At 69.4% G+C, this 12,926-nt stretch carries 8 protein-coding genes; all 8 read right to left on the bottom strand.

The window, feature by feature from the left end; genetic code table 11:
• Positions 1–8: 8 nt before the first annotated feature.
• Positions 9–1,580, bottom strand: coding sequence for a bifunctional aminoglycoside phosphotransferase/ATP-binding protein (locus QWY84_RS04135; RefSeq protein WP_290201184.1), 1,572 nt, complete (start codon positions 1,578–1,580; stop codon positions 9–11).
• Positions 1,577–2,419, bottom strand: coding sequence for a shikimate dehydrogenase (aroE, locus tag QWY84_RS04140; RefSeq protein WP_290201185.1), 843 nt, complete (start codon positions 2,417–2,419; stop codon positions 1,577–1,579). The genes QWY84_RS04135 and aroE overlap by 4 nt, the downstream gene beginning before the upstream one ends.
• Before the next feature lie 25 nt (positions 2,420–2,444).
• Positions 2,445–3,470, bottom strand: a complete 1,026-nt coding sequence (hemB, locus tag QWY84_RS04145; protein ID WP_290201186.1) for a porphobilinogen synthase — start codon at positions 3,468–3,470, stop codon at positions 2,445–2,447.
• Positions 3,471–4,104: 634 nt separating this feature from the next.
• Complete coding sequence (locus tag QWY84_RS04150; RefSeq protein WP_290201187.1) at positions 4,105–5,061, bottom strand: radical SAM protein; 957 nt, start codon at positions 5,059–5,061, stop codon at positions 4,105–4,107.
• A 112-nt stretch (positions 5,062–5,173) separates the two neighbouring features.
• Positions 5,174–5,644, bottom strand: coding sequence for an NUDIX domain-containing protein (locus tag QWY84_RS04155; RefSeq protein ID WP_290201188.1), 471 nt, complete (start codon positions 5,642–5,644; stop codon positions 5,174–5,176).
• A gap of 15 nt (positions 5,645–5,659) precedes the next feature.
• A complete protein-coding gene (hemE, locus tag QWY84_RS04160; RefSeq protein WP_290201189.1) occupies positions 5,660–6,745 on the bottom strand; it encodes a uroporphyrinogen decarboxylase in 1,086 nt (361 codons plus the stop codon).
• A 195-nt stretch (positions 6,746–6,940) separates the two neighbouring features.
• Positions 6,941–8,347 (bottom strand): FAD-dependent oxidoreductase, encoded by a 1,407-nt coding sequence (locus QWY84_RS04165; RefSeq protein WP_290201190.1) that lies wholly within the window; start codon positions 8,345–8,347, stop codon positions 6,941–6,943.
• 79 nt (positions 8,348–8,426) lie between these two features.
• Entirely contained in the window at positions 8,427–12,902 is a 4,476-nt protein-coding gene (gene gltB, locus QWY84_RS04170; protein WP_290201191.1) for a glutamate synthase large subunit, read from the bottom strand.
• Between the last annotated feature and the right edge of the window lie 24 nt (positions 12,903–12,926).

The following is a 12,926-nucleotide window of genomic DNA, read 5'->3' on the forward strand; positions in this document are numbered from 1 at the left end:
CCCGGGCGCTACGGAGCCGGGGCCAGAGCGTCCAGTGCCCGGTACTGCGGGTCTGCCGCCGTGTCCAACTGCAGGGTGTCCGGCAGCTCGTCGGCATCCGGGAGCTCCGCTGCGCGGAGCTGGTGGTCCAGCACCGTGGTATCCGCCTCGGACGGGTCGCGTCCGGCCTGCTGCCGGGCCCGGATGCGCTCGCGCAGCACGTTCTCCGGCGCCTGGCACGCCACCACGGTAAAGGGAATGCCGGCGGCCTCCGCGAGTGCGCGGAAGCGGTCGCGCTCGTCGCGGCGCAGGCTGGCGGCGTCCACCACGACACTGCAGCCGGCCCGGAGCAGTTGCCCCGCGCGTTCCTCCAGGCGTCGGTAGGTACGCTCGGAAGTGGCGCGGTCGTACGGCCCCTGGCCGACACCGGCGCCGGTGCGCGCGTCCGCGTCCAGGTCCAGCAGCCGCTTGCGCTCCACGTCCGAGCGCACCCGGATCGCCGCCAGGCGCTCCACCAGCGCGCGTGCCACCGTGGACTTGCCGCTGCCGGAGAGGCCGTGCATGAGAACCAGCCGCGGTGTCGGCAGCTGCGTCTCCGCCTCGGCCTCGTCCAGGTACTGGTCGCGGTGGCGTCGGGCCTCGTCGCGCGTGCGCGCATCCGCACCGGTGTCGTCCGCCCGCAGGCCGCTGACCTTTGCCCGTACCAGCGCCCGGTACGCCCGGTAGAACGGCAGCAGGACCGCGCCGTCGTAATCGCCGGTCGCCTCCAGGTAGGCGCTCAGGAAGCGCGCGGCCAGGTCCGGGCGCCCGCGGCTCTGCAGGTCCATGGCCAAGAACGCCGCTTCGTTGATGACATCGATCCAGCGCAGCTCCGGGGCGAACTCGATGCCGTCGAAGATCACCGGCCGGCCGTCCACGTCGACGATGTTGCCCAGGTGGAGATCGCCGTGGCACTCGCGGATGCGCCGGTCCGCGCGCCGCTGCCGGAAGACCGGCTCCAGCGCCGCCAGGCGCTCCTCGGTCCAGCCGGCGAGATGGTCCAGACGGGCATCGACGCCGAGCTGCCCGCGCAGCGCCGTGATGTTGTCGCGGGCCGGGGCGGCCACCGCCTCCGGTGTGCCCCAGCCGGTGTCCGGCCCGGCCACCGCCGCGGCCTCGTGAAACGGACCCACCTGGGCCGCGACGGCCTCCAGGTCGTCTCCCCGGAGAAGATCCTGTTCCAGCAACCGGTGGTAGAGGCGTGTGTCGTCGAAGCGCTGCATCTGCACGGCCCAGTCCAGCAGCGGACCGTCGCCGTCGATCGCCGGGTCGTCCGGCGTTCCGGTGACAGCGATGCGCTGGAGGTAGAGCTCGGGGGCCAGGCGGCGATTCAGCCGCAGCTCCTCGTCGCAGGCGTGCCGGCGACGGTCGCGGGTGGTGAAGTCCAGGAAGCCGAGATCCAGGGGCTTCTTGAGCTTGTACGCGTAGTCGTCGGTGAGCAGGACCGTGGAGATGTGCGTCTCCACTACGGTGACGCCGGAGACGGCGTGGGGATAGCGGGCGGGTTGCCGGAGGCACTCGGCCATGCGCCGGTGCGCATCCGCTGTCAGCTCGCGGCTCATTCGCCGGTGCTCTCGTCCATGGCGCGGCGGAGTTCGCGGATGACCGGCCGGGTATCCGGGGCGACGCCGCGCCACAGACGGAACGACTCCGCGGCCTGCTCCACCAGCATGCCCAGGCCGTCCACCACCGTGGCCGCCCCCTGGTTCCCGGCCCACTGCATGAACGGCGTGGGCTCGGCGCCGTAGACCATGTCGTAGGCGGCCGCGCCGGCGGCGAACAGGCCGTCCGGCAGCGGCGGGACGGACCCGCTGAGCCCCGTCGACGTGCCGTTGATGACGACATCGAAGGGGGTTGCGCCGGCGAGCTCGTCGAAGCCGCAGGCGGCGCTGTCGTGGGCCTCGGGACACAGCCGCAGCAGGCCCTCGGCGCGGGAGACGGTGCGGTTGGCGATGACCAGCATGGCCGGGTGCTCCGCGGCCAGCAGCTGCAGCACGCCCCGGACGGCGCCGCCGGCGCCGACCACCAGGATCCGGCGCCCGCGCAGCGCCACCCCGTGGTTGTCCCGCAGGTCCCGGATCAGCCCCTCGCCGTCGGTGTTGTCGCCGTGGCGGCCGCCGTCGCTGCGGAACAGCAGGGTATTCACGGCGCCGCAGGCGTCCGCCCGCGGGCTGTGGCTGTCGGCGACGTCCCAGGCCTCCTCCTTGAACGGCACGGTGACGTTGAGCCCGCGGCCGCCCTCGTCCTGGAACTGCTCCACCGCCTCGGCGAAGCCGTCCACGGGGACCTCCCGGCGCGTGTAGACGATGTCCTCGCCGGTCTGTTCCGCGAAGCGGGCGTGAATCCAGGGCGACCGGCTATGGGCGACGGGATTTCCGAAAACGGCGTAGTGATCGGTCATGGCTGCACCCTTCGGGGACGCGATGCTAGCGCGCGCTGTCCTCGCGCAGCCACCCGGCCGCGCGTCCTGCGAAGTACGTGAGAATGCCGTCGGCGCCGGCGCGCTTCATGGCGGTCAGCGCCTCCAGGGCGCAGGCCCGCTCGTCCAGCCATCCCTCCCGGGCCGCCGCCATGAGCATGGCGTACTCGCCGCTGACCTGGTAGGCGAACGTCGGCGCGCCGTAGGTGCTGCGGACCCGGCGAATGATATCGAGATACGGCATCGCCGGCTTGACCATGACCATGTCTGCGCCTTCCTCCAGGTCCAGCGCCACCTCGCGCAGCGCCTCATCGGAGTTGGCCGGGTCCATCTGGTAGGTCTCCTTGCCGGCGGCGCCCAGGTTGGTCGCCGAGCCCACGGCGTCGCGGAACGGGCCGTAGAAGCTGGAGGCGTACTTGGCGGAGTAGGCCATGATGCGCGTGTTCTGGTGATCCGCCGCTTCCAGGGCCTCGCGGATGGCGCCGATGCGCCCGTCCATCATGTCCGACGGCGCGACGATATCGACACCGGCCTCGGCGTGGCAAAGCGCCTGCCGCACGAGGATCTCCACGGTGTCGTCGTTGAGGATGTGGCCGTGCTCGTCCAGCACGCCGTCCTGGCCGTGGCTGGTGAACGGGTCCAGGGCCACGTCGGTCATCACGCCCAGCTCCGGGAACTGCGCCTTGACCGCCCGCACCGCCCGCGGCGCCAGCCCGTTGGGGTTGCTCGCCTCACGCGCGTCGGCGGTCTTCAGCTCCGGCGGCGTCACCGGGAAGATGGCGATGGCCGGCACGCCCAGCTCCAGCAGCCGGCCCGCCTCTTCCAGCAGCAGATCGATGGACAGCCGCTCCACCCCCGGCATGGAAGGAACCGGCTCGCGCTGGCCCTCGCCGTCGGTGACGAACAGCGGCTGGATGAGGTCGTCGCAGCTCAGGCGGTGCTCGCGCATGAGCCGGCGGGAGAAGGCGTCCCGGCGCATGCGCCGCATGCGCACGCCGGGGAAGTAGCCGATGGTCGTGCTGTGCGTGGTCATGGGCCGTCCTGCAGCGAAATGATGGCTGCATTATGCCTGCCCGTCACGACTCCGCCCAAGGGTTAGGTACGAGGGCTTGCGGCCGGGCGGAAGGTCGACGGCGTTATGGGTGCGGGTTCCGACGGTTGACGCGGCTGGGCCGGCTGCTGAACTCCATGGGCATATCCGGGGCGCCGGGGCGGGGAGGCCGGTCCCGGACACGCCGTATATACGTCCCTGTAGGCTCGACTGCGGCCGTCCTGGCCGCAGACGGTCCGGGACCGGCCTCCCGCTCCCGCGCGTGCCGAGGTTCGGTCCATGGGGCGCGCACCGGCGCGTGACGATAGCCGTCGTTGGTTGGCGAGAACCCGTTGGGGTGGGCGACTTGCGTAGCGCCGGAGCGCAGGCCGTCCGGCCCCGGAGGGGTGGCGGCATGGATGCCGCCACCGGCTGTCAGCACAGGGATGTGCTGTCAGCCGGCCAGGCCGGAGCGGAGGATAGGTTCCCTGCTTCAAGCCGAAGCAGGTGAACCGTAAGCGGAGCTCGGAGCCCACCCCAACGGGTTCTCGCCAACCAACGACCCAACCGAAAGCCTCTGGCGTGGTGAATTACGATGGTCTGAATATTGCCAGAGATACCGGTTGATTATCGGGTGCTATCCGCCGCAGCTGGCGCCGCCGAGGACGCAGAACTTGGCGCAGTGGGGGTGATTGAGGGATACGGAGGCGAAGCTCTCGCGCAGCGTGTGGCCCATCTCGAACTGCGGGTCGTAGGGCAGCAGGGTGCAGGGGACGACCACGGGCCGCTCGGCGCCCTTGCGCTTGAGGACCATGCGCGAGCTGGCGCACATCTGGTCGTCCGGAGAGACGTTGAGCTTGCCCCAGCAGGCCTCGGTGATCTCGGGCACGTCGATCCGCTCGTCCATTTCCGGAAACAGCACCACGCGCGCGCGATCATGGGCATCCAGATCGATGCCCTCGCGGCGGAACAGCCGCGCATAGCCGTCGCGCATCTGCTGTTCCGTCTCGCCGGAGAACAGCCGCCCGGCGATATCCACGGTGAAGCCGTTGCTGGACAGCCAGTGCAGGCCCTCCACGGTGGGGGCCCAGGATTTCGGCCCGCGCTCCTCCTCGTGGACGGCCCGGCTGTAGTGGTCGATGGAGACGCGCACGGTCAGGAGGTGGCCGTAGCGCTGCTGCAGGGCGAGCAGGCCGTCGGCCATCTTCATCATGGGCTTCATGGCGTTGGTGAGCACCAGCGTCTCGAAGCCGCGGGCCAGCGTTTCTTCCAGGATGGCGAGCATGTCCGGGTTCATGAAGGGCTCGCCGCCGGTGAAGCCGATGGATCGCGTGCCCAGCCCTTCCTGCTCGATCTCGTCCAGGTAGGCGGTCACCTCGGCGGCGGACAGATACACCAGGCTGTCGTTGCGGGGGGAGGACTCGATGTAGCAATTGCGGCAGGCCAGGTTGCACAACGTCCCCGTGCAGAACCACAGCGTCTCCAGGCGCCGCAGGGCGACATGCGCCCGGGCTTCGCCGCTGGCCGTGGTCTCCGGATCGCGGAATTTCCGCGGGTCGAGGAAGTACTGTCCGGGTTGCGCCGCATTCTCCATGGATCGTCCTCGCACGTTCGTGGTGTCCGCCCCGTCGGGCGTCGATGGGATCACCCCGGTTGCAGACGATACACCGGGGTTCCGGCGGAGACATCCGGGAAATCGCGTAGTCTCAGGGTCGGCCCGCCTGCGCGGCGTGGCTGTCGGTGGGGTCGTCCTGGGTGCCCAGGCGCCGCAGGCGCCCCTCGGCCCACTCCAGGACCCGGCGCACGCGCGGCGAGGCGAGCTGGCGTGCCCGGCGGAAGCTGACCCAGCGGTACTCCTGGTGCTCGGGGCGGCCCAGCTCCGGACTCACGCCCAGCACCACGTGCCGGGTGCGCGTCTGCGCCAGGTAGTATCGGGCCACCTTGCCGCGGGCATACGGCCCGGTCTCCACGTAGTCATGCCCCAGGAGAAAGTGCAGATCGCGGATCCCGGTCTCTTCCAGGACCTCGCGTACCGCGGCCTGCAGGGGCTCCTCGCCGGCCTCGACCCGGCCCTTGGGGGAGTCCCAGTACTGGAACGCGCGCAGGAGCAGGCACCGCCAGGCATCGCCCTCGCGGCGCACCACGACCACCCCTGCGGAAAGCGTCCGCACCTTCATGCGTACTGTCCCTGTTTACCGGGTCTCCCCCTGATGATAGCGGGGACTGAGCTCATGCACCGCCTCGATCATGGCAGCGGCGTGCTCGGGGTCCACCTCGGGGTGGATGCCGTGGCCGAGGTTGAACACGTGACCGGTGCCGTGGCCGTAGTCCGCCAGAACCGCGCCTACCTGCTGCCGGATGGTCGCGGGCGAGGCGTACAGGACGCTCGGGTCCAGATTGCCCTGCAGGGCAACCCGATCGCCGACCCGGCGGCGGGCCTCGGCGATGTCCTGGGTCCAGTCGAGCCCCAGGCCATCGGCACCGCAACCGGCCATGGCCTCCAGCCAGGGCCCCCCGTTCTTGGTGAAGAACACCACCGGAACGCGACGACCCTCTGCATCCTTGGACAGGCCGGAGATGATTCGTTCCGCGTACTGCAGGGAGAACTCGCGGTAGGTCCGCGGTGTGAGAATCCCGCCCCAGGTGTCGAAGATCATCAGAGCCTGGGCGCCCGCGGCGATCTGGGCGTTCAGGTAGTGGGTGACGGACTGCGCGAGCTTGTCCAGCAGCCGGTGCATGAGCTCCGGGCGCTCGTAGAGCATGGCCTTGCTCCAGGCGTAGTTCTTCGACGGCCCGCCCTCGATCATGTAGGTGGCCAGCGTCCACGGGCTGCCGCTGAAGCCGATGAGCGGCACCCGGCCGCCCAGCTCCCGGCGCACCAGGCGCAGCGCGTCGGGGACATAGCGCAGCTCCTGCTCCGGATCGGGGATCGGCAGGGCGTCCACGCCGGCCTCGTCCCGCACCGTGTGCTCGAAGTGCGGACCCTCCCCGGGGACGAAGTACAGGCCCAGGCCCATGGCATGGGGAACGGTCAGGATGTCCGAGAACAGGATGGCCGCATCCAGGGGGAAGCGGTCCACCGGCTGCAGGGTCACCTCGCAGGCCAGCTCCGGTGTCTGGCAGAGGGTCAGGAAGCTGCCCGCCCGCTCCCGTGTGGCCCGGTACTCGGGCAGATAGCGCCCGGCCTGGCGCATCATCCACACGGGCGTGCGCTCCACGGGCTCGCGCAGCAGGGCCCGGAGGAGCAGGTCGTTCTGGAGGGGCGCGGTGGTGGTCACAAAGAAAACCTCCGGGAGCGTCTCGGTTGTCGGAGTGCATGGTGGGAGGGGCTTTAGCCCCGATCATTCCAGAACGCAGACACACTGGAAAGTCGGGGCTGAAGCCCCTCCCACAATCGACCGGCAAAGGTCGCGTGGCCGCCGCCAAGGGGTGGGTGCGGAGGATTGCCGACTGCCTACTGAAAACTGAACACTTCAGACGTCCAGGTAGTTGAGAATCCCCTTCGCCGCCTCGCGCCCCTCGAACACGGCGGTGACCACCAGGTCGGAGCCCCGTACCATGTCGCCCCCGCAGAAGATCTTGGGGTTGCCGGTCTGGCCGAAATAAGCCTCGTCCTGACGGATGGTGACGCGATCCCGGTCATCGGTCTCGATGGCATAGTCGCCGAACCAGTCCGCCGGGCTCGGCCGGAAGCCGAAGGCGATGAGTACCCGGTCCGCCGGAATCACTTCCTCCGTGCCGGGCACCGGCTCGGGACGCTGCCGGCCACGCTCGTCCGGGGCGCCGAGCTGGGTGGTGACCACCTTGACGCCCTCGACTTTGCCGTCGCCGACCACTTCCACCGGCTGGCGGTTCCACAGGAAGCGCACGCCTTCCTCCTTGGCGTTGTAGACCTCGCGCCGGGAGCCGGGCATGTTCTCCTCGTCGCGCCGGTAGGCGCAGGTAACGCTGCGTGCCCCCTGGCGGATGGAGGTGCGGTTGCAGTCCATGGCGGTGTCGCCGCCGCCGAGCACCACCACGCGCTGGCCCTTGACGTCGATGAACGCGCCCGGGTCGTTCTCGTAGCCAAGCTGCCGGTTGATATTGGACACCAGGAAGGGCAGCGCCTCCGAGACGCCGGGCAGGTCCTCGCCCGGGAAGCCGCCGCGCATGTAGGTGTAGGTCCCCATGCCCAGGAACACGGCGTCGTACTCGCGCTCCAGCTCGGCGAAGTCCACGTCGGTGCCGATCTCGGTGTTGAGGCGGAACTCCACGCCCATCTCTTCCATGATGTTGCGGCGGGTGCGCACGATCTCCTTCTCCAGCTTGAACGGCGGGATGCCGAAGGTGAGCAGGCCGCCGATCTCCGGGTAGCGGTCGTAGACCACCGCCCTGACGCCGTTGCGCACCAGGATGTCCGCCGCACCCAGCCCGGCCGGGCCGGCGCCGATGACGGCGACCTTCTTGCCGGTATCCACGACGCCCGTCATGTCCGGCCGCCAGCCGGCCTTGAACGCCTCGTCGGTGATGTAGCGCTCGATGTTGCCTATGGTGACCGCGCCGAAGCCGTCATTGAGCGTGCAGGCGCCCTCGCACAGGCGGTCCTGGGGGCACACGCGCCCGCATACCTCGGGCAGCGAGTTGGTGCGGTGGGACAGCTCCGCGGCCTCGAACAGGTTCCCCTCGGCGATGAGCTTCAGCCAGTTGGGGATGTAGTTGTGGACCGGGCACTTCCACTCGCAGTACGGATTGCCGCAGTCCAGGCAGCGATCGGCCTGAGCGGCGGCGGTCTCCTTGTCGAACTGGTCGTAGATCTCGCTGAAGTGGTTGACCCGGACTTCCGCGGGCTCTTTCCGCGGGTCCTGGCGCGGTACTTCGATGAACTGAAAGATATTTCCCATGGGTTCCCGTCGCGTTGGTCGTTCTCCGGTGATCCGGAGGTGGAGACGGCCGGCAGCAGCAGTGCCGCGCCGGAGCGGATTACGCGGCCTGGCGCAGGGTATCCAGGATGCTCTGCAGGTCGGCGGCCTTGGGCTTGATGAGCCAGAACCGCCGGCTGTAGTCGCGGAAGTTGTCCAGGATCTCCTGGCCCCACTCGCTGCCCGTCTCGCGTACGTACTCCCGGATCATGTCCTTGAGGTAGTTCCGGTGGGCCTCCATGGACTCCGATTGCACCCGGTGGATGTCGATGAGCTCGTGGTTGTAGCTGTCCACGAACTCGTTCTCCAGATCCAGGACGAAGGCGAAGCCGCCGGTCATGCCGGCGCCGAAGTTCAGCCCCGTGGGCCCGAGGCAGCACACCACCCCGCCGGTCATGTACTCGCAGCCGTGGTCGCCCATGCCTTCCACCACGGCGTGGGCCCCGGAGTTGCGCACGGCGAAGCGCTCGCCGGCCATGCCGGCGGCGAACAGCTTGCCGCCGGTGGCCCCGTACAGGCAGGTGTTGCCGATGATGGTGGTCTCGTTGGAGGCGAAGGTGCTGCCCTCCGGCGGATAGAGCACCAGCTTGCCGCCGGCCATGCCCTTGCCCACGTAGTCGTTGGCGTCGCCGGCCAGGTGCATGTGCAGCCCGGCGGCGTTCCAGACGCCGAAGCTCTGGCCGGCGCTGCCCTCCAGGCGCAGGACCAGGGGCTGGTCGGCCATGCCGTAGTTGCCGTGGCGCCGGGCGATCTCGCCGGACAGGCGCGCGCCGATGGAGCGGTTCATGTTCTTCACGCGGAAGTGGAACTCGCCTCCGGACTTCGCCTCGATGGCGGGCAGGCACGTGCGCACCATCTCCTCGGCCAGCTCGCCCTTGTCGAAGGGCACGTTGCTGGGCTCCGTGCAGTGCCGGGGCTTGTCCGCCGGCACGCCGCCGTCGGACAGCAGCGGCCGCAGATCCAGCTGGCGCTGCTTCTCCGTCTCCCCGGGCAGGAGCTCCAGCAGGTCCGTGCGGCCGATGAGGTCCTGCAGCCGGCGCACGCCGAGCTTGGCCAGCCACTCACGGGTCTCCTGGGCGACGAAGCGGAAGTAGTTGGCCACCTTCTCCGGGGTGCCGATGAAGTGCTTGAGCCGCAGCACCTTCTCCTGGGTCGCCACGCCGGTGGCGCAGTTGTTCAGGTGGCAGATGCGCAGGTACTTGCAGCCCATGGCCACCATGGGCGCGGTACCGAAGCCGAAGCTCTCGGCGCCGAGGATGGCGCCCTTGATGACGTCGAGGCCGGTCTTCATGCCGCCGTCGGCCTGGACCCGCACCTTATCCCGGAGGTCGTTGCCGCGCAGCGCCTGGTGGGTTTCCACCAGGCCCAGCTCCCAGGGGGCGCCGGCGTATTTCACCGAGGTCAGCGGGCTGGCGCCCGTGCCGCCGTCGTAGCCGGCAATGGTGATCAGGTCCGCATAGGCCTTGGCCACGCCCGCGGCGATGGTGCCGACGCCCGCCACGGACACCAGCTTCACGGATACCAGCGCCTCCGGGTTGACCTGCTTGAGGTCGAAGATCAGCTGCGCCAGGTCCTCGATGGAGTAGATGTCGTGGTGGGGCGGCGGCGATATGAGTGCCACGCCGGGCTTGGAAAAGCGCAGCCGGGCGATCATCTCGTTGACCTTGTGGCCGGGCAGCTGCCCGCCCTCGCCGGGCTTCGCACCCTGGGCGACCTTGATCTGCAGCACCTCGGCGTTGACCAGGTAGTGGGGCGTGACGCCGAAGCGCCCGGAGGCCACCTGCTTGATCTTGGACATGCGCTCGGTGCCGTAGCGGGACTCGTCCTCGCCGCCCTCGCCGGAGTTGGAGCGCCCGCCCAGGCGGTTCATGGCCATGGCCAGCGCCTCGTGCGCCTCGGGAGACAACGCACCCAGGGACATGCCGGCGGAGTCGAAGCGCGGCAGGATGGCCTCCATGGGCTCGACCTCGTCGATGTCCAGCGGCGCGTCGCTGAGCTTGAGGTCCAGCAGGTCGCGCAGCACCATGGGCCGGCGCCGGTTCACCAGGTTCGCGAACTGGTTCCACACCTCCCGGTCACCGGTCTCCACGGCCTCCTGGAGGAGCTGCACCACGTCCGGGTTGAAGGCGTGGTACTCGCCGTTCTGCACGAACTTGAGCAGCCCGCCCTTGCGCACCACCGCGCGGCGCGAGAACGCCTCCCGGGCGAGGGTCTTCTGGTCGTCCTCGAGATCGCGGAAGCGGCTCCCCTGGACGCGGCTCACCGTGCCGGTGAAGCACGTGTCCACGACCTCGTCGGCCAGCCCCACGATCTCGAACAGCTGGGCGCCGCGGTAGCTGGCGATGGTGGAGATCCCCATCTTGGACAGGATCTTGAACAGCCCCTTGTTGATGCCCTTGCGGTAGTTGCGCCGCAGCTGGTCCACCGGGGTGAGCTTGATCTGGCCGCTGCGGCGCATGTCGCGGATGGACGCATAGGCCAGGTACGGGAAGATCGCCGTGGCGCCGTAGCCGATGAGCACCGCGAAGTGGTGCGGGTCGCGGGCCGTGGCGGTCTCCACGATGATGTTGGCGTCGCAGCGCAGGCCGCGGCTGACCAGGCGGTGATGCACCGCGCCCGTGGCCAGCAGGGCGTGGACCGGCAGCTTGTCGGCCTCCACGTAGCGGTCGCTGAGCACGATGATGACCTTGCCGTCGCGCACGGCCTGCTCGGCCTCGTCGGCGATACGCTCGATGGCGGCCTGCAGGCCCTCGTCGGCGCCGTACTGCAGGTCCACCACGTGGTTGGCGTAGGCCGGGTCGTCCTGGTTGAGCAGCACCAGGAACTTGGTGCGCGACAGCACCGGGGATTCCACCACCAGCCGCTTGGCGTGCTCCTCGGTCTCCTCGAAGATGTTGAGCTCGCGGCCCAGGCAGGTCTCCAGGGACATGACGCTCTGCTCGCGCAGCGGGTCGATGGCCGGGTTGGTGACCTGGGCGAACTGCTGGCGGAAGTAGTCGTACAGGGCGCGCTCGTTGCGCGACAGCACCGGCAGCGGCGTGTCGTCGCCCATGGAGCCCACCGCCTCCTGGCCGCCCTCGGCGAGCACGCGCAGGATCTGGTCGTTCTCTTCCAGGGTCAGGTTGTAGAGCTTCTTGAACACCGGCAGCTCATCCGCACCGATGGGGCTGCCGCTGTCCTCCAGCTCGGTCTCTTCCAGCGTCGACTCCAGCCGCCGCAGGTGCTGGTGCAGCCAGCGTTTGTACGGCTTGCGCTTCTTCAGGCGGTCGTCGATGGTCCGCGGCAGCAGCAGCTCGCCGGTCTCCGTGTCCACCGCCAGCATCTCGCCGGGCTTGAGCCGGCCCTTGGCCTCCACGTCCTCCGGCGCGTAGTCGTAGACGCCGATCTCCGAGGCCAGGGTGATGTGCCGGTCCTTGGTGATGACGTAGCGCGCCGGGCGCAGGCCGTTGCGGTCCAGCACGCAGGCGGCGTGGCGGCCCTCGGTGAGCACGATGCCCGCCGGGCCGTCCCAGGGCTCCACGTGCATGGAGTGGTACTCGTAGAACGCGCGCAGGTCCGCGTCCATGCTGTCGACGTTCTGCCAGGCCGGCGGAATGAGGATGCGCATGGTGCGGAAGATGTCCATGCCGCCGGCGAGCATGGCGTCGAGCATGTTGTCCAGGCTGTTGGAGTCGGAGCCCTCGTTGCTCACCAGCGGGGCCACCTTGTCCATGTCCGGGATCAGCGGCGTCTCGAACTTGGCCGCCCGGGCGTTGGCCCAGTTGCGGTTGCCCTGGACGGTGTTGATCTCGCCGTTGTGCGCCAGGAAGCGGAACGGCTGCGCCAGGCGCCACTGGGGCCAGGTGTTGGTGGAGAAGCGCTGGTGGAAGACGCAGATGGCCGTCTCCATGCGCTCGTCGTTGAGGTCCGGGTAGAACACCGGCAGATAGGCCGGCATGACCAGCCCCTTGTAGGACAGCACCTGGCAGGACAGGCTGGGGATGTAGAAATCGCCGTCCTCCGGCTCGATGACCTTCTCGGTCACCCGCCGCGCGGTGTAGAGGTGACGGCCGAAATGGGCCTCGTCCATGTCCGCGGGGCAATTGACGAACACCTGCTCGATCCGGGGCAGGGTCTTCAGCGCCTCCTCGCCGCAGGCCGAGGGATCCGTGGGCACGTCGCGCCAGCCCACGACCTCCAGGCCCTCGTCCCGCAGTGCCTGGTCCAGGGTCTCGCGTGCCCGCTGCGCCCGGGCCTCGTCGGTGCTGAGGAAAACGGTGCCGACGGCGTACTGCTCGGCCAGCTGCCAGCCGTGCTCGGCGGCAACGGCGCACAGGAAGCCGTCGGGCTTCTTGATGAGCAGTCCGCAGCCATCGCCGGTCTTGCCGTCGGCGGCGACGGCACCGCGGTGCGTCAGCCGCGCCAGCGAGCTGATGGCCGTGGACAGCACCCAGTGGCTGGGCTCGCCGTCCATGTGGGCGATCAATCCGAACCCGCAGTTGTCCTTCTCGAAGCTCGGCCGATACAGCGTCGGCCTGTCAGCGTTCTCGTATCTCACGGGGAATGCCTCTGCGTGATGGTT

Source organism: Aquisalimonas lutea (genome assembly GCF_030409225.1).
Taxonomy (GTDB): Bacteria; Pseudomonadota; Gammaproteobacteria; order Nitrococcales; family Aquisalimonadaceae; genus Aquisalimonas; species Aquisalimonas lutea.